Here is a 16,876-nt window from a genome sequence, read left to right on the forward strand (position 1 = left end):
AGCTTAGTTCAGGATTAAAAGTGTGTTAGCCCAGCGAATTTAACCGCTTCGTCTATTCTTTATGAAATAACTCACTACCGGGAATACTATGCAGATTCGAAAAGGATTAAATACTGACCTCGTCCGTCTTGAATGCTGTGACTTTTCTTTCACCATTAGCCACATTGCCCGAGAGCCGTTTATCCACTGTGATTTGCATATTGAGGCGGTCGCCGAGCCGTGGACAAAAACCTACGAGCTGGACATCCAAACCCTTGAAAACCATTGCGTCAATCCGGACGCCATATTCCTTGTTGCGGAAACGGACGACGGTGAAATAGCCGGATTTATTACCGCTTCAATGGGCTGGAATAAATTTATTTCAGTGGATTATATTGCCGTTGAGCGCACAAAACGCAGAACCGGCGCCGCGCAAAAATTGATGGCCGCCGCCCACGTCTGGGCCCGCAGCGTGAATGCCGCCGGTTTACGTCTTGAGACGCAAAACGTGAACGTGTCTGCCTGTCTTTTCTACCGCCATTACGGCTTTACCCTGGGCGGATACGATCGTTATCTATACAACGCCTTGCCGGAAAAAGACGAGGTCGCCCTGTTCTGGTATTACATGCTGGCCTAGCGACGCGACCTTCATATTTCTGTCATTGAACTTCACTACTCTTTGCGGATTTTAAACAAGGCGTTGAGGAAAGAAGCGTGAATTTTATGGCGAAGGCATTACTGCTGGCATTACCTGTTTTAAGTACAGCGGCGACGGCCGCTGAGCGCGACCTGTGTGAACCAAAAGCGTACGAAATGGCGCTGCGCTACCAGCAGAAATCGGCAGAGATTATGGCCCTTCAGCTGCAGACGTATCGGTTTGCCACCGAGCGTTTTAACGAAAAGTTAAAAGACCTGAAAATGCCTGAAAATTACGCCGTGGTGATGGACCTGGATGAAACGGTACTGGACAACACCCCTCTGCTGGTGCGCGACGCGGAGCAGTGTCACGACTTTACAAAATGGGACACCTGGAGCGACTGGGAGAAACAGGGAAAACCCGGACTAATCCCGGGGGCGAAAGCGTTTCTTGACCACGTTAATCAAAGCAAGGTCCGCATCTACTATGTCTCGGATCGCATGCAGGAAAACAAAGCCGACACGCTGAAGACGCTAAACGCCCTCGGCCTTCCGCAGGTCTCTGACGAAAGCGTGCTTCTGGATACGGCCAGCAAGGAAGAGCGTCGCCAGAGCATCCTCAAAAAGCAGCAGATCGTCATGCTGTTCGGCGACAGCCTGCCGGATTTCGCCGTGCAGTTTAAAAACAAAAAGCCGAGCGAGCAGCAGCGCGAATTGGTTGAGGCCAGCAAAGCTCACTTCGGCGATGACTGGATTGTGCTGCCTAACGCCGCTTATGGCGCCTGGTCGAAAGCCACGCCAGACAGCTGGAACGCCCCCCTGAAAAAATAATATCTTACTGGCCGGGAAAGGCATCGCCCGCCTTACCGGCCCTTCGGTTTACTATCCATCTCGTTTATAGGTCCTATCATTATTAGGCAGGTTCTTATAATTTTACGGAGAAGTAAGATGAGCGCTTTCAAAGGAGACTCGTATGCTTACCGTGAAAAAACTTGCCCTGTCCACGCTGATTTCCAGTTCTTTGCTTTTCTACCCTGCGCTGCAGGCGTCGGCACAGACGCCCCAGCACGTCGTTAAACAACCGGCGGGCGGATACAGCGTTCAGGTCGGCGATGTGCTTGTCACCTCGTTTACCGACGGGAGCGTCGCCCAGGATCTGCACAAGCTGCTGCGCCAGACAACACCGCAACAAATCGATGCGCTGCTGGCGAAAAACTTCCAGACCAACCCGGCGGAGGTGTCCATCAACGCCTTCCTGATTGCGATGCCCGGACATAAAATTCTGGTGGATACCGGCTCAGGCCAGCTTTTTGGCCCCGGCAACGGCGGACGTCTGATTGAGAGCCTCGCCACGCAGGGAATTAAGCCGCAGGACATTACTGAAGTCCTGCTGACTCACGCCCACTCCGACCATTCTGGCGGCCTGGTGAAAGACGGCAAGGCGGTGTTCAGCAACGCGCGCGTTTTCGTGGGCAAACCGGACATCGACTTTTTCTTTAACGACGACAACCAGAAAAAAACCGGCTACGGCAAAAACTACTTTACCGTCGCGCAGAAGACCTTAAAGCCCTATCTGGACGCCGGCAAGATCGTGCCGTTTAGCGGCACCTCTGAACTGCTGCCGGGCATTACCGGCACGGTTCATCCCGGACATACGCCGGGTTCAGCGTTTTACACCCTTGAAAGCAAAGGTGAGAAGATCACCTTCGTGGGCGACATTATTCACGCCGCGGCGGTCCAGTTTCCGCAGCCTGACGTGACCATTACCTACGATGAAGATCAGAACAAAGCGGCAGGCGTGCGCCAGCACGCGTTTGCGGACTTTGTGAAAAATAAAGATCTGGTTGCCGCGCCCCATCTGCCTTTCCCGGGTATCGGCTACGTGACCAAAGGCGAAAGCGGCGGCTATGCCTGGGTACCGGTAACCTATACCAACCGGGACGCCAGCGGCGCGAAATAAGATGACGCGGATCACTGAGATGGACATAGACCTGATCCTGACCCTGGACGCCCTGCTTCAGGACAGGAACATCACCCATGCGGCCGCGCGGCTGGGCATCAGCCAGCCGGCGATGTCCGCCCGTCTCGCGCGCCTGCGCTCGCTCTTTGGCGAACCGCTGTTTATTCCCTCCCCGCATGGACGCGGGGTGTTACCCACACCGAGAGCGGAAGCGCTCAGGCCGCAGGTGGAGAGCGTGCTGCGCGGCATCAGCGCGATGTTTGCCCCCACCGCGTTCGAGGCGCAAACCAGCAGCCGGACCTTTGTTATCGCGCTGCATGAAAACCCGGCGCTGATGCTGGGCACCGGGCTGCTTAACCAGGTGGGCACCGCTGCCCCCGGCGTTCGCCTGCGCTTTGCCCAGCCTGTGATGGCCGAACTGCCGCAGCAGCTGGAAAACGGCGATGTGGATATCTACATCGGCGTGAGCGCGGGCGCCCATGACGGCTGGGTAAGACGCAAACTCATCGACGACGCGTTTGCCACCGCGCAGCGCAAAGGCCATCCGCGCGGGACAGGAGCGTTAGATCTGGAAAGCTACTGCGCCCTCTCTCATCTGGTGGTGTCCTCGGCGGGGGATCCCTTTACCGGATTTGTCGATCAAACCCTCGCCGGGCTGGGCCACCAGCGGCACGTTGCCATGTCGACACAGAGCTACGCCGTAGCGCCTGCGCTAGTTGCCGGTACCGACCTGGTGTGCACCCTGCCGGAGCGGATGCTGAAACAGTTTGCCAGCACGCTGGATCTCTTCGCGCCGCCGCTGCCGCTCCAGCCGATTACCATCAACATGTACTGGCATCCGAAAAATAGCCAGGACCCGGCGAATATCTGGCTGCGCGAGCAGCTGCTGCAGGCCGCCGGACGTCAGGTGTGATCGAGGGTAACCAGAAACTTTTTAAGCACCTCTGAGCGAATAATCCGGTGGCAAACCAGCGTCAGCTCGCTCTCCCGCAGCCGGTCGAGGATGTCCACGTAAACAACGTTCTCGACGCTCACCGCCTTTGCCGAAGCGGGAAGCAGCGCCAGCCCAAACCCGGCAGAGACCAGGCTTATCACCGTGGGCACGTCGGTCGCGTTTTGCACCACGTCCGGCTGAAACCCCGCCCCGCTGCAGGCGTCATAAAAGTATTGCTCCAGCCCCATTCCCTCCGGGTCGCGCAGGGAGATCCATTTTTCGTCTTTCACCGACGAGAGCGTCAGCGCGGCGGAGCCTGCCAGAGGATGCTGGCGATACAGCGCCAGCACCGTTTTCTCCGAGGCGAACGGGCGGCTTTGCAGATCGTCAGGCAGCGACGGCAGCGGCGCCCGGATAATGGCCACGTCCAGCTGGTTGCTCTGCACGGCGGCGTAGAGCGTCTGCACGTTTCCCGTCATCAGCGACATGGTGATGGCCGGCCAGCGGCTGTGCATCTGGCGCAGCGCAGCGGGCAGCCTGCCGTCGAACATCGCGCTCGACACGCACCCGAGGTTTAACACCCCCTGCTCTCCCCTTGCCGTTTGCCTGGCGTCCAGAACCGCCTGTTCGGTCAGGGAGATCGCAAGCCGGGCTTTCACCAGAAACGCGTCGCCCGCGGGCGTCAGGGTTAAGCGGCGGTTCGCCCGGCTAAAAAGCGTAACGCCTAAACGTTCCTCCAGCGCCTTTATCTGCTGGCTCAGCGCGGGCTGCGCCATGTTCAGGCGCTCTGCGGCCCGGTGCATGTGGAGCTCTTCGGCCACGACGATGAAGTTGCGCATCTGACGAAACTGCACGGAACGCTTCCTTTTTTGATATGAATTTACTTATCAATTTAGCAGTAATGATGCAATTGATGCTATTGGTCATTGCCATAAGAATGGAGGTATTCAACCGAGGGAGGAAAATATGGAAAACCCAATTAACGATCTCAGAAGCGCCATCGCCCTGCTGCAACGCCATGAAGGGCAGTATATCGAAACCAATTATCCGGTCGATCCCAACGCGGAGCTGGCGGGAGTCTATCGTCATATCGGCGCAGGCGGCACGGTAAAACGTCCAACCCGCACGGGCCCGGCGATGATGTTCAACAGCGTGAAGGGCTATCCGGGCTCCCGCATCCTGGTGGGCATGCACGCCAGCCGCGAGCGCGCGGCGCTTCTGCTAGGCTGCGAGCCCTCTGAGCTGGCAAAGCACGTCGGCCAGGCGGTGAAAAAGCCGGTTGCGCCAGTTGTCGTCCCGGCAGCGCAGGCCCCGTGTCAGGAGCAGGTCTTTTACGCTGACGATCCTGACTTCGATCTGCGCAAGCTGCTTCCGGCGCCGACAAACACGCCGATTGATGCCGGTCCGTTCTTCTGTCTGGGGCTGGTGTTGGCAAGCGATCCGGAAGACAGCTCGCTGACGGACGTCACCATCCACCGCCTCTGCGTTCAGGAGCGCGACGAGCTGTCGATGTTCCTTGCCGCCGGGCGCCACATCGAAGTCTTCCGCAAAAAGGCGGAAGAGGCCGGTAAACCGCTGCCGGTGACGATCAACATGGGGCTCGATCCCGCCATCTATATCGGCGCGTGCTTTGAGGCCCCCACCACGCCGTTTGGCTACAACGAGCTTGGCGTCGCCGGGGCGCTGCGCCAGCAGCCGGTAGAGCTGGTGCAGGGCGTGGCGGTAAAAGAGAAAGCTATCGCGCGGGCGGAAATCATTATTGAAGGCGAACTGCTGCCGGGCGTGCGCGTCAGGGAAGATCAGCACACCAACACCGGGCACGCGATGCCGGAGTTCCCGGGCTACTGCGGCGAGGCGAACCCGTCTCTGCCGGTGATCAAAGTGAAGGCCGTGACCATGCGAAATCACGCTATCCTGCAAACGCTGGTGGGCCCGGGGGAAGAACATACCACGCTGGCCGGTTTGCCGACGGAGGCCAGCATCCGCAATGCCGTTGAGGAGGCCATTCCGGGCTTCCTGCAAAACGTCTATGCGCATACCGCGGGCGGCGGCAAGTTCCTCGGTATTTTGCAGGTGAAAAAACGCCAGCCGTCTGACGAAGGACGCCAGGGCCAGGCGGCGCTCATCGCCTTAGCCACCTATTCGGAGCTGAAAAACATTATTCTGGTCGACGAAGACGTGGATATTTTCGACAGCGACGACATTCTGTGGGCTATGACCACTCGCATGCAGGGAGATGTTAGCATCACCCACATCCCGGGGATCCGCGGCCACCAGCTGGATCCGTCCCAGTCGCCGGATTACAGCACCTCAATTCGCGGCAATGGAATTTCCTGCAAGACCATCTTCGACTGCACGGTGCCGTGGGCGCTGAAGGATCGCTTCGAACGGGCACCGTTTATGGAGGTTGACCCACGTCCGTGGGCGCCAGAGCTGTTTGCTGGCAATACGAAATAGGAAATAGAACGCGTATGGCCCACGGGTCATACGCTGATTTTCTTTTCAAGCGTGGCAATATTTTCACCCGCCTCTCGCTCCACCGAGAAACGATCGACGCTCAGCAAAATGAGCATCAGCCCCCTGCCGCTCTCCAGCAGCGGCGAGATTTCACAAAAACGGTCTCGTCTGGCGGCATCAAGCCGCTCCAGCGGGAACGCGTCACCCGCGTCGGTAAACGTAATGCAGGCGCCGCTGTCGCGGATGTCGAAGCGTACGCTGAACGTGCGCGAGGCATCCTCATGCAGCGCGTGCCGGATGATATTCGTCGCCACTTCGCAGACGGCGAGATCGAGCGCGAAACGCCACTCGTCGTCAACGGCAAGCGCGTTCATCCTCTCTCCCAGCCAGCCGGCCAGCAGCGTCAGGGAGCCAAGATCCGCCGGAAATTGTGCCTGCACCGTCGTCAGCATTTACTGCCCCAGCTGCGCAAGCGCGCTGCTTTTATCCGGATAGATGCGGAATATGCGATCCATTCGGGTCAGGGTGAACATATTCATGATCCCGGGGTTCAGGGAACACAGCGCCATCTCCCCTTTCCCGTTCATCAGCTTGAACAACGACACCAGCATCCCCAGCCCGCTGCTGTCGATGAAATCCACTTTGCTAAAGTCGAGGATCAAGGCTTTACGATCGCTGCCAATCTCTTCGGTCACCGAGGCCTTAAAGGTCGCGGCAACGGAGGCATCCAGCCGCCGGACCGCCGGCGTGAGAACGTTGGCCTGCGGTAATCGTTCGGTGTTAATAATCATTCTGTTCTCCCTGACGCTCAATCACGAGCAGTGAAACGTCATCGGTTAAGGCGGTCGGTTCATCACGGTTTGCGTTGCGCCAGCCGGTCAGGTGGTCACCGAACCGCGGCAGAAGTTCGTCAACCGGGAGCCGGGCATGCTCATGAAGCCAGCGTTCGAGGCGTTGCGGGCCAAACTGCTCGCCGCTGACGTTCTCACACTCCGTAATACCGTCACTGAATAAGCATAAGCGATCACCAGCGTTGAGGGTAAAAGCCACATCCTCCCAGCTGAGGTCGGGCATCAGCCCAACCGGCGGTCCGCCATCGCCCACGGACGTGACGGCGCCGTCGGCGTTCACAATGACGGGAGTAGGATGCCCGGCCTGGCACAATAACCCCCGGCCACTCTCGGGGTCGATCACCCCGTAGATGATGGTGAAATAGCTGGCGATCTCGCTCTCGTCGCTGCAAAAGCGGCTGTTCAGTATTCTGACGACCTCAGCGGGCGACTGAATGCCACCCTCTTCGGTAAACAGAAAACGATCCACCACCCGGCCGTGAAGGAACTGACGCGCAACCGCGAGGGACATCATCGCGGCGCCCACCCCGTGGCCGGACACGTCCACGCAGTAAAACCCCAGATGAGCATCCAGCGGAAAAATATTGAAGACATCGCCCGAGACCCAGGCAGACGGCAGAAAAAGCCAGTCGGAAAAGTAGTCCCCGTAGCGCAGGCGACGAGAAGGCAACACCGAGTGCTGTACGCGCGCCGCCAGCTCAAGATCTTGTTCAATCTGGCGTAACGCTTCACTCAGACGCTTGTTGTGCGCCGCGAGGGTCGCCTCCAGCGTCAGAATTCGGACGCCGGCGTGGAGTCGTGCCCGGAGCTCAGCCTGTTCAACCGGCTTACTTAAAAAATCGTCGGCCCCGGCATCGAAACCCCGCGTTAGATCCCCCGCATTCTCGCGGGCCGTGAGCAGAATCACATACACATAGTGGCCAAACTGGCGGTTGCGGATCGTCCGGCAGAGCGTTAGCCCGTCCATCTCCGGCATTTCCCAGTCGCTTATCACCATACTGACCGGCTGGCTGGACAATATTTCCAGCGCGGCAACGCCGTTTTCCGCCTCGCTCACGATATACCCCCACTGGGTGAGCATCCGGCAGAGTAGACGGCGATAAATCAGGGAATCTTCAACGATTAACACGTGCAGCGCCGACATACATCCCTCCTATAGCGGTAAGAACCAGATGAGGCTCACGGTCCCTTCCCTGAACTTAGCGTTACCGTTGCCGTGCCCCGGATAGCGCGTCCCCGCATAGTTAGCGTATTGGATGGAGAACGATCCGGGCGTATAGCCGGCATAGCCGAAGCTGTAGCTATAATCGCCGTTCCAGGGCTGCTGCTGGCTGCTGTCCGGAAACCAGAATGCCGTCGCGCGAATAAAAAAGTGTTGTTTGAAGGTATAGCCGCAGCCGCCCAGCAGCACGTTTTTATTTTTGCGAATGTCATCGCTGCTGAGGTCATAGTAGCGCGGAACCCAGCTGTACCCGGTCTGGCAAATGATGGAGTCCCCTTTATTAATCAGGAGCGCGTTTTCAACCGGCTTCGGCAGTGAAAACTTATAGGCCAGCGTAAAGGCGCCCTGTTCGAAATAGGTGTGTCTTCGGTTCCCCGACGTCCAGAAGTGGTTATCGCCGTAGTTACTGTACACCAGGCTAACCGTATTGGCGTGCCAGTCGTCATAGCCGAAGCTGTAGCGAAAATCTGCGGTGTAGCGGCTGGTATCCCTCACCGGCAAGCGGGAGGTGATGTTGGCAAACCAGAAGCTATAGGGGGAATACTGAAGGCTGAGATTCAGCGTCTGGTTAATCTTTTTCTTTTCCGTGGCGGTGTCTGAACTGTTCGGAATGCTCATCCACTGCTCCTTCAGCCCCGAACTAAAGCTCAGGGCGCCAGAGAATTTTTTGTCATTCCCCGAGAATAAACGCCCCCAGCGGCTGGTAAAGACGCCAGCCTGAACAGGTTCGCCGTTTTTATCACGAAGGGTTTCATTTTCACCGCTTTGCGCCGCATCAGCCGCGGGTATTGCGGCGAGTAAGACGCCCGCCAGGAGCCATTTTTCGCGCATAACCGCCATCCTTAGTTAGGTATCCAGCGTGCGGCGACGTTGTATTTCGCCATGAGCCACAACATGCCCAGCGCCGCCGCATGCACTAACGTATTTTCTATCCAGGCATGACGCCATAAATCAAAGGTGATGAACTGGCTCACCAGCAGCACCACGTACACATGCAAAATAAAGGTATAGAGCGAATGCTGGCCTAGCGGGATCAGGAACCATCCCAGCAGGCGGTTGAGCGGCGTCCAGCAGTATGTCAGGACCAGATAGACGGTGACCATCAGGGCGATATCGTTTAACACCCGCACCGGGCCCAGCCCATTTTTCGCCGCCCAGGTGTGATAAAACGCGTTGAAACTGTCAGGCGGGATGACGTGCATCAGCAGCGTCGGGGGCATAAACGGGTTGGTATGATTCTGGGCAACAAACCCCAGAACGAGCGATACCGTCACCAGCGCGACCACCACCACGTGACCTGCCGGCGTGCGGGCAAACGAGAGCAATTCGGCTTTATACCAGCCGCTGGCCATGCCAAGAACGAAGATGAACTGCCAGGCCAGCAGCGGAAAGGCGAATTCGAATTCCGACGGCGTGAGCCGCAGCGGCCAACGCTGCCACAGACCGTACACCAGCAGCGACAGGCCCAGCAGCCACCAGACTTTTCCCTTCTGCAGCATCCCTAAAAACAGGGGGCTAAAGAGCAGCAAAAAAATATACAGCCCCAAAATTTGGGTTTGATGGGGGCCAATCTGCAAATAGAGAATTATGTTGAACCAGGTTTCCTTAATTTGCGGCGTAACTGGATAAAGCGACCAGCTTTCACCCGAAAAGCGGTCGGTAAAATGGGTGACCTCGAAAACATTAATATGCGGGACCCAGGCCAGAAAAATAAAAGAGACTATGACAATGATATTTACGCGATATATTTTCCACGCTCTGAGATAAAGTCCCCATGAAACCGTGAGCAACACCACTTTTTGCAGTCGCGCGCGATTCAGCATGCCAAGCATAAAACCCGAAAGAATAACAAAACCCTCTGCACCCGTTGTTAACCCAAAACGCTCCCAGGAGAATATATTAAATACTGACATCACTTCCGTATGTGCCACCACCATCATGACGAGGGCGATGCCGCGCATAAAGTCGATTCTCAGATCCCGAGCGCCTGCAACGGAGTACCGCCATGCTGTTGATTTAGCTTCATCTTCTTGCGCAAGCGGCGGCGCAACATGGCTCATAGGGTGTCCTTTGCCTGGAAACGAAAATTAAGTTCTAAATAAACTAGATAGCCTAAAGGAATAGTATCCGCAATTTATCGCAGGCTGATGAGAATAATTAAGCTGCGTTTAAATCGAATTAATCCCCACTAAATAATAGTAATGAACGTCGCTGGACACTTTTATTCAGCGTTCTACACTTACCTTAAATCTTGTTTAGTCGCTATTTTCTTTTGCTTTCGGGCAACTGCCTGCGCAGCAGAATGGGTCTGCATTTTCACGGAATCAGGAACGCCGGAACTATGGATTTTTATTTTTCCCGTTTTGAACATCGTCGACCTCCGGAACCGTTAAAAACACCGCGCTGGGTAATGATGACCTGGCAGGTGTTAGCGGTCGCGGCGCTTATTCTGGGTGCAAATTATATTTACTGGCGCTGGACGGCATCCCTGAATACGGACGCGCTATGGTATGCCATTCCGCTGGTTCTCGCCGAAACCCTGGCGTGGATTGGCACCGTGCTGTTTACCATCAATTTGTGGAAGGAGCAGGATCCTCCACAGAGTCCGCCCCCGGGCGAAATCAACGAATGCCTGTCGCCAGAGGAGGCCGTAGAGCCCCGCCCCGTCAAGGTGGATCTGTTCATTGCCACCTACTCTGAAGACACCGAGCTGGTCAGGCTGTCCATCCGCGATGCCCTGAACATGGATTACCCGTACCCGATTGACTACCGCATCCACGTGCTTGATGACGGCCGCCGACCCGAGATGAAAGCCGTCTGCGAAGAGGAAGGCGTTAACTATATCAGCCGTCAGACCAACATCGGCTTTAAGGCCGGCAATCTGCGCAACGGTCTTGAGCACACCGACGGCGATTTTATTGTTATCTGCGATGCCGACACCCGGGTTTTTCCCACACTTCTCAGCCATACGCTGGGCTATTTCCGCGACCCGGATGTGGCCTGGGTGCAGACGCCGCAGTGGTTCTTCGATCTCCCGGAAGGGGAAAACCTGTCGCGCTGGGGCCAGCGGAAAGCCGGAAAACTGGGCTACGGCCTGGGCTGGCTGATACAAAAGTGCGTCGGCCCGGTCACGGTTGGCCGCGACCCGTTTTTTAACGATCCGCGCATGTTCTATGATGTGATCCTGCGTCGGCGCAACTGGGCCAACGCGGCATTCTGCTGCGGCGCGGCATCCATCCACCGTCGCGAGGCGGTCATGCAGGCCGCGCTGCGAAGCTATGTCTGGTCCGTCGAAGAGGAGATCCATCGCCATACCCGCGACATCCGCGATGACGAAACGCGGGAAGCGCTGCAGGAGGCGATGCGCCCGCACGTGGCGTTTGACACCGAGCTCACGCCCTACAAATTTCACGTTTCCGAGGATATTTATACCTCGGTGCTGTTGCACGGTGACGCCGCACGACGCTGGCGCTCGGTCATGCACCCGCGCGTTGAGTCGAAGATGCTCTCCCCGCAGGATATGCTGACCTGGATGATCCAGCGCTTTAAATACGCCGCAGGTTCGCTGGATATTTTGTTCCACGACAACATCTTCAGCCGTCGTCGCTTCAGGCTTTCACTTCCCCAGACGCTGATGTATGCCACCACCTTCTGGTCGTATATGGCCTGCGTGTGGAACACGGTGTTTTTGATTTCGCCCATTATCTATCTGTTCACCGGCATTCCGCCGGTGTCCGCCTGGTCGACGCCGTTCTATCTCCATTTTCTCCCCTTTTTTATCCTCTCCGAGCTGGCCTTTATGTTCGGTACATGGGGGATTTCGGCCTGGGACGGCAGGGCGTCCTACCTCTCCTTCTTTTCCATGAATTTGCGCGCGCTCAATACGGTACTGCGGGGCGAGCAGATCAAATTTCACGTCACGCCAAAAGAGAGGCAAACGGGCCGCTTTCTCTACCTGGTGAAGCCGCAGATTGCCATCGTGGTACTGACTCTGGTGGGGCTTATCTGGGGAGGGATCCAGGTTGCTCGTGGCCAGGTTGACGACCCTTCCGGTTACGTCATCAATATTTTCTGGGGTGCGGTGAACATCGCCGCCATGCTGCCCCTGATTTTCGCGGCCATGTGGACGCCTGCTGAAGAGGGAGAGGTCAGTCAATGAGGACACGTGATGCGCTGCTTTCCGCGCGTAGCTATCTCACTATTCTGCTGGGGTTCCTGCTCGGGTTTGCCATTGTGGTCTGGGTTGAGAAGCAAATGCCTTCGCGCGTGGAAAGCAGCGGCGGCATTGCGCTTAGCAAAGATTTCCCTCCGCTGCCTGGAAAACGCGAGCTGACCTATGACGAGGCGATCTGGGCCCGGGTGGCCTGGCAATACTTCGTGAACAATACCCAGCCCAACGGCCTGGCGAACGCCAGCGACGGTGAACCCTGGCTGAGCCTCTGGAGCGTGGGAAGCTATCTGTTTGCGACCGCTGCCGCAGAGCAGCTCAATATTATTTCCACCGATGAGTTTGACGAAAGGATCAGCGCGGCCCTGTTCACGCTGGGGCAGCTGCCGCTCAACGAGAAAGGCCTCCCTGCTGCGTATTACCATGCCGATACCCTGAAGATGTTGGGAAAACCTGACGCCTCCGCAATAGGCCTCAGCCGCCTGCTAACGGCGCTTCAGGCCCTGTTGTGGCGCTATCCCCAGCACGCGGCGGCCATACGCGATCTGTTCACCCAGTGGAGCACCGGAACGCTGATTGAAAACAACACCCAAAGCCAGGCGGCCGTGCCGCTCCATCACTGGACGATGGCCGACGACGAACAGCGGGACAGCTTTGGCTACCGGCTCTATGCCAGCCATACGCTGCGCTTAATTGGCAGCGCGGCAGGTCTGGCGGTCACCAACCCGCCTGAAGGGCAAAAGATGATCGATCTGGATGGGATCATGGTTCCCGATGAAGGGCTACGCACGCCCTGGGGTAAACAAACCTCCCTGATCAGCCTTCCCTATCTGTTAACCGGCCTTGAGCTGGGCTTTGACGCGCAGAGCGCCGAAATCGCGTGGCGGATTATGCAGATTCAGCAGCGGCGCCATAGCCTGAGCACGCCAAAACCGCCGATTAGCACCGATTACGCCGAACCGGCGCCGGATTATGTTAACGATCTGCCCAACAGACAGCCGGTTCAGGCGCGCGCCCTGCGCGAAGAGGTGCCGGAGAAGGTGGCGATCGCCTCCACCCGCACCGCGTTTGCCTGGTATGCCCTGTTCCGCAACAGCTGGAGCGAGGCGCTGCGCCAGCAGGTTCTGCCGCTTCTGGTGCCGGGTAAAGGCTGGCAGCGCGGTTTCAACCTTAATAACAGCGTCAATGGCGTCGTGGACGCAGACACCAACGCCATTGTGCTGGAAAGCTTGTCCTACATCGCGCACGGCCAGATGCTCTGTCTGGCCTGCCTCAACGTGCCCTCCCATTCATCTACTGCTGCAGGAGCAACGCCATGAAGCCAAGATCTTCGATCCTTTTCCACCTGCTCACGGGAATAACGATCTGCTGGCTGGCGCTATCGACCGTGCGTGCGGAAACCGGGCTGCCTGCATCGAATTATCCCCCGCGCAGCGGAGAGCTGACGGCCAGAGAGATGACCATTGCGAAAAATGCCTGGCAGTATTTCGTCTCAAACTATCAGCCCACGACGGGCCTGGTGAATGCGGTTAATAAATATCCCTCCACTACCATGTGGGACAGCGCCTCCTACCTGGCCGCACTGACGGCGGCGCGCGAGCTGGGGCTCATTGATAAAGCGGAATTCGACCGCCGGATGCTGAAATTTCTCGCCACGCTAAACACCCTCGTGCTGTTCCGCAACGAGCTTCCCAACAAAGCCTATAACACCATCAGCGGCCAGAAGGTGGACTATACCAACAAGCCCGGCGAAATTGGCTTCTCGGCCCTGGATATCGGGCGAATGCTGGTCTGGCTGAAAATCATCAAAGAGCGTTACCCGGAATATGGCAACAGCGTTGATAACGTGGTGCTCGGCTGGGATTTCAGCCATGCGATCGACCCCTGCGGCACGCTCTACGGAGCTTATCTGGAGAACGGCCAGCCGAAGTATGTTCAGGAAGGCCGCCTGGGCTATGAAGAGTACGGTGCGGCGGGCTACCAGCTGTGGGGGTTCAATACCTGTAAAGCCAGCCGCCCGCAGCCGTACGAGCTGGCCGAAATCTACTGCGTGCTGGTCCCGTATGATTCACGCGACCCGCGCAATACGTCTCAGCATAACTACGTCGTGACGGAATCTTACCTGCTTTACGGGCTGGAGTTCGGCTTCGATAAGCCGACCGACCGGGATAACGCCCCGCGCGACTACTCCCAGGCCTGGATGAAAAACTTTGCCGATCGCGTTTATCAGGCTCAGGAGAACCGCTATACCATCACCGGCGTCCTCACCGCGCGCTCGGAGCACCAGCTCGATAAAGCCCCTTACTTCGTCTATGACACCGTCTTCAGCGACGGGTACAACTGGAACACGATCACCGATAAGGGCCAGTTCGTTCCTAACGCTGCCGCAATTTCACTGAAGGCGGCGCTGGGGATGTGGGTGCTGTGGAACTCGCCTTATACCGATCGCCTGCTGAACACCATCGAGAATGCCAACGAAGAGGGAAAAGGCTACTACGAAGGGCTGTATGAAAACGGTGACGGGCCGATCAAAGAGTTCACCGCGAACAATAACGGCATCATGCTTGAGGCCCTGTTGTTCAAAAAAGAGGGAAAACTGCTGGCCTTCAACACCGACAACCCGAAGAGCAAGGAGTTTGCCCCGTCTCTGTGGGATCAAAAGCTGCTCGATCAGTTTGAAGAGAACAATGCGCTGCGCAGCCGTCCGTTCCTCACGAGCACACCGGCCGTAAAAAGCTGGTGCGACCGGACCGGCGTCACGCAGCGCACCAAAACCGCCTGCCAGGCCTGTCAGTGCGCGTCATGCAGCGCGGACGAGCCGGTTAAACTGCCTCCGGTGACTGCGCAATGCTTAAAACCATAGCCAGAGGGCTCGCGGGATTACTCCTCGCTGGCGTAGTCGCCTTTGCCCTGTTTGGCCACCAGGGCGCCGGCTGGCGCTGGCTTATCGCCGGAGGCTGGCACTCCAGCGCGCGGATTGCTGCCCTGACGCCGGAAGAACGGAAATGGGCGGCGATCGCCTGGCGCTATTTCGTTAACAATACCCAGCCGCAAACCGGGCTGGTCAACGGAAGCGACCAACAGCCCCGCGTCACGCTCTGGCAAATGGGCGACACGCTTATCGCCCTGCTGGCGGCAAAAGAGCTGGGGCTGATTCATGAGGACGAGTATGACGCCCGCCTGACGCGGCTGATGGGCACCCTCAACCGCCTGATGCTGACCGGGGCCCGAACGCCAGGACGTCTCTATTCCAGCCAGACGGCGACGCCGGTCGACTTTAGCGGCAAGCCCGCCCAAAATGGCTGGTCCGCGCGCGACATGGCGCGTCTGATGCTTGCCCTGCGCCTCACCGCAGAGCGGGAGCCGCAGTACGGCGAGTATCTGGATAAAATCATTCTGCGGTGGAACTTCTGCCCGGTCATCGATGGTGAAGGCGAACTGTGGTCATCTTCCCTGCAAAACGGCCAGCCGATCGTTCGCGAGGAGCTGCGCCTGGGCGAAAGCGAATATGCCGCGACGGCGTTTCATCTGTGGGGATTCTCCCCGGAAAAAGCGTTTACGCCGCCGGTACACCACGTCATTATCGCGCAGCGGCGCCTGGCCGTGGACGCCCGCGATCCGCGCACCACATGGCAGCCCTCCCTGATTACCACCCTTCCCTACATGCTGCCGGGCCTGGAGTTTGGCTGGGAGCCCGAAGGCGTTGCGGCCGATCGGCAACAGCGCCTGCGCAAGCAGGCGGAAAACGTCTGGCTGAGCCAGAAAAGCCGCTGGGAGACCGATAAGATCCTGACGGCAAGGGCAGATTTCTCGCTCCCACAGGCACCCTGGCATATTCAGGATACGGTCTGGGGAAATGGCTATGCCTGGAATTCCGTCGGCGATGATGGCCGGGACTACACCCGCTTCGCCCAGGTTTCGACCAAAGCGGTCTTCGCCCTGTGGGCCCTGTGGGACGTCCCATACACCGACGTGCTGATGTCGGTGACAAAGCATCTTAACGATCCGAAAAAAGGCTGGTACGAAGGCCGCCTGGAGGCCACTGGCGATACCAACGCCGCGCTAACCCTTTCCACCAACGCCACGGTTCTGGAAGCCCTTTTCTTTAAGCACAACGCCGGGCCCCTGTTTGACGCCCGCCGGTCTAAAAAAGAGAGCTACTTTACGCGCCGTGTGGCAGATGACTATACGCCTGTCGGGCACTGTCTACCGGGCGAAAACGCCGTAAGGAGGACGCCGTGAAATTTTACCGCGATCTGTTTGAATCCAGCCTGAACCGCGTCTTTCCGGATAATGATAAAACGGCGTTTTTTCAGACGTTCTATGACGCCTTCGTCCATATGTCACCCGAGACGGAGCTGCATTTTTCTCGCCTGCCGGAACGGGAGGGTCAGCAGACCCTGTTTAAGAGTTTTTTCGCCATGCTTGCGGTAGACGGGGCGTTAATCGTGCCTGATTTTCTCGAGCGCCTGGCGCGGGAGCAAAGCGACGACGGTCTTCATCTCCCCCCGCGTTTTTTTGCCCTGTGGCGCGAGGCGATGTTGAACGCAGTCAGCGAGCGCGATCCGCAGTGCGACGATGAGATCCTGACGGCCTGGGCAATGGCGATCGCGCCCGGGCTGGAATACCTCCGCCGACAGGCAGAACTGCACTACCGCGCGTAGGGAGG

At 57.7% G+C, this 16,876-nt stretch carries 16 protein-coding genes; 10 read left to right on the top strand and 6 right to left on the bottom strand.

What is annotated here, in order from left to right:
- Positions 1–88 precede the first annotated feature (88 nt).
- From ACWHWP_RS12115 to ACWHWP_RS12130, 4 genes are all read left to right on the top strand, one after another.
- On the top strand, positions 89–616 hold the full coding sequence (locus ACWHWP_RS12115; protein ID WP_059310045.1) for a GNAT family N-acetyltransferase: 528 nt from the start codon (positions 89–91) through the stop codon (positions 614–616).
- A gap of 77 nt (positions 617–693) precedes the next feature.
- Positions 694–1,446: a 5'-nucleotidase, lipoprotein e(P4) family gene (locus ACWHWP_RS12120; RefSeq protein WP_447855677.1), complete on the top strand. Its 753-nt coding sequence runs from the start codon at positions 694–696 to the stop codon at positions 1,444–1,446.
- Between the two features lie 142 nt (positions 1,447–1,588).
- Positions 1,589–2,575, top strand: coding sequence for an MBL fold metallo-hydrolase (locus tag ACWHWP_RS12125; RefSeq protein WP_447855678.1), 987 nt, complete (start codon positions 1,589–1,591; stop codon positions 2,573–2,575).
- Position 2,576: 1 nt separating this feature from the next.
- Positions 2,577–3,488: a LysR family transcriptional regulator gene (locus tag ACWHWP_RS12130; RefSeq protein ID WP_063956398.1), complete on the top strand. Its 912-nt coding sequence runs from the start codon at positions 2,577–2,579 to the stop codon at positions 3,486–3,488.
- Here ACWHWP_RS12130 and ACWHWP_RS12135 read toward each other — a convergent pair.
- Positions 3,479–4,363: a LysR substrate-binding domain-containing protein gene (locus ACWHWP_RS12135; protein WP_063430103.1), complete on the bottom strand. Its 885-nt coding sequence runs from the start codon at positions 4,361–4,363 to the stop codon at positions 3,479–3,481. The genes ACWHWP_RS12130 and ACWHWP_RS12135 overlap by 10 nt on opposite strands.
- 112 nt (positions 4,364–4,475) lie before the next feature.
- On the opposite strand from ACWHWP_RS12135, the gene ACWHWP_RS12140 reads away from it, so the two are divergent.
- Positions 4,476–5,966 (top strand): UbiD family decarboxylase, encoded by a 1,491-nt coding sequence (locus tag ACWHWP_RS12140; protein ID WP_447855679.1) that lies wholly within the window; start codon positions 4,476–4,478, stop codon positions 5,964–5,966.
- 26 nt (positions 5,967–5,992) lie between these two features.
- Here ACWHWP_RS12140 and ACWHWP_RS12145 read toward each other — a convergent pair whose 3' ends face one another.
- From ACWHWP_RS12145 to opgC, 5 genes are read right to left on the bottom strand one after another with little or no spacing between them, the layout of a single operon-like run.
- Positions 5,993–6,418, bottom strand: coding sequence for an ATP-binding protein (locus ACWHWP_RS12145; protein ID WP_447855680.1), 426 nt, complete (start codon positions 6,416–6,418; stop codon positions 5,993–5,995).
- On the bottom strand, positions 6,419–6,757 hold the full coding sequence (locus ACWHWP_RS12150; protein ID WP_063430101.1) for an STAS domain-containing protein: 339 nt from the start codon (positions 6,755–6,757) through the stop codon (positions 6,419–6,421).
- Positions 6,747–7,961 (bottom strand): PP2C family protein-serine/threonine phosphatase, encoded by a 1,215-nt coding sequence (locus ACWHWP_RS12155; protein WP_447855681.1) that lies wholly within the window; start codon positions 7,959–7,961, stop codon positions 6,747–6,749. The genes ACWHWP_RS12150 and ACWHWP_RS12155 overlap by 11 nt, the downstream gene beginning before the upstream one ends.
- Before the next feature lie 9 nt (positions 7,962–7,970).
- The gene (locus ACWHWP_RS12160) at positions 7,971–8,870 is read right to left on the bottom strand and encodes a hypothetical protein (protein WP_059310185.1); all 900 of its coding nucleotides are present in this window, start codon (positions 8,868–8,870) and stop codon (positions 7,971–7,973) included.
- A gap of 11 nt (positions 8,871–8,881) precedes the next feature.
- Positions 8,882–10,099: an OpgC domain-containing protein gene (opgC, locus tag ACWHWP_RS12165; protein ID WP_447855683.1), complete on the bottom strand. Its 1,218-nt coding sequence runs from the start codon at positions 10,097–10,099 to the stop codon at positions 8,882–8,884.
- Positions 10,100–10,380: 281 nt separating this feature from the next.
- Between opgC and ACWHWP_RS12170 the strand changes: the two genes are divergently transcribed.
- Genes ACWHWP_RS12170 through ACWHWP_RS12190 form a run of 5 tightly spaced genes read left to right on the top strand, consistent with a single transcriptional unit; the run spans position 10,381 to position 16,871 of the window.
- Positions 10,381–12,198 (top strand): glycosyltransferase family 2 protein, encoded by a 1,818-nt coding sequence (locus ACWHWP_RS12170; protein ID WP_059310035.1) that lies wholly within the window; start codon positions 10,381–10,383, stop codon positions 12,196–12,198.
- Entirely contained in the window at positions 12,195–13,526 is a 1,332-nt protein-coding gene (locus tag ACWHWP_RS12175) for a DUF3131 domain-containing protein (protein ID WP_447855684.1), read from the top strand. Before ACWHWP_RS12170 ends, ACWHWP_RS12175 begins: the two co-directional genes overlap by 4 nt.
- Positions 13,523–15,070 carry a DUF3131 domain-containing protein gene (locus ACWHWP_RS12180; RefSeq protein WP_447855685.1) on the top strand — a complete coding sequence of 516 codons (1,548 nt, stop codon included), beginning with the start codon at positions 13,523–13,525 and terminating at the stop codon, positions 15,068–15,070. Before ACWHWP_RS12175 ends, ACWHWP_RS12180 begins: the two co-directional genes overlap by 4 nt.
- On the top strand, positions 15,055–16,449 hold the full coding sequence (locus ACWHWP_RS12185; RefSeq protein WP_447855686.1) for a DUF3131 domain-containing protein: 1,395 nt from the start codon (positions 15,055–15,057) through the stop codon (positions 16,447–16,449). Before ACWHWP_RS12180 ends, ACWHWP_RS12185 begins: the two co-directional genes overlap by 16 nt.
- Positions 16,446–16,871 (top strand): globin, encoded by a 426-nt coding sequence (locus ACWHWP_RS12190; RefSeq protein WP_059310031.1) that lies wholly within the window; start codon positions 16,446–16,448, stop codon positions 16,869–16,871. The genes ACWHWP_RS12185 and ACWHWP_RS12190 overlap by 4 nt, the downstream gene beginning before the upstream one ends.
- The last annotated feature ends 5 nt before the right edge of the window (positions 16,872–16,876 follow it).

It is taken from the genome of Enterobacter sp. WI-ESBL-E8 (assembly GCF_053364895.1).